General features: G+C 71.8%; 1 protein-coding gene. It reads right to left on the bottom strand.

Features of this window, described 5'->3' with window-relative positions; genetic code table 11:
• Nucleotides 1-260: 260 nt before the first annotated feature.
• Nucleotides 261-862: ABC-ATPase domain-containing protein (locus G7A99_RS21885; protein ID WP_240466376.1), on the bottom strand; the 602-nt coding region annotated here is incomplete at its 5' end.

Genomic DNA, 862 nt, shown 5'->3' with positions numbered 1-862 from the left:
TCGGGTGTGCCCCACCCTACGCTCCGGGCCCCTCTCCCTTCACGGGAGAGTGGGTTGGGGAGAGGGTGTGCCCCGGCACCACCGCGCAAACGGGTTCACCCGCCAGCGCGCAGTAACGGTAGGTCGTGCACGGCCGCCGGCCGTGTGCGACATCGCCGCCGATCCACAACGAGACGTGACATCACAAACGGGCATCTCGGCCGTTGAGGAGGAGACCACCCAGGACGACTGATTACCAATCCCAACGCGGCGGGACGCCGTCACCCGCCGCCGGCGCGCAGGCGCACGCCCCGCAAGCGGTTGAGGGCCGCCATGACCTCCGCGATGCGGGGGCGGGCGAGGTCGCCGTCGGGCCGGGCCGTGAGCCCGGTCCAGTCCGATTCCAGCAGGCGTGCTACGGCATCCGCCGGTGCGGACAGCCATACCTCATCGGATTCAGCCAGACGGGCCAGGACCCGCGCGACCCCGCGGACCTGGCTCGGGTCGACGAGCTGCTCCACGGCGCGCAGGTCGACCTCATCCTCGCCATAGACCAGGGTATCCACGCCCCGGACCTTGACCCGGGGCTTGCCCTTGCCGGTACGCGGATCGAGGGAACGGGGCTGGAGCACCCGCGGGCGCGGCGCCGCGAGGTCGCGCTCGCCCTCCTCCCGGCGCTGCCCGGCGTGCGCCTCGGCGATGCGGTGGGCCTCGGCAGTGACGTCCCGCGGGAGGTAGTCATGCATCTGGATAACGGCATCGGCGTGGGCGAAGTAGTCGCCGGAGCCGCCCATTACCAGCACGGTGGCGACACCGAGGCGGTCGCGCAGCTCCCGGATGCGGTCCACGAAGGGCGTGATCGGCTCGTCGCGCTTGGCCACCA

The organism is Arhodomonas sp. KWT (assembly GCF_010993615.1).
This window is presented reverse-complemented; position numbering and strand designations above follow the sequence as displayed.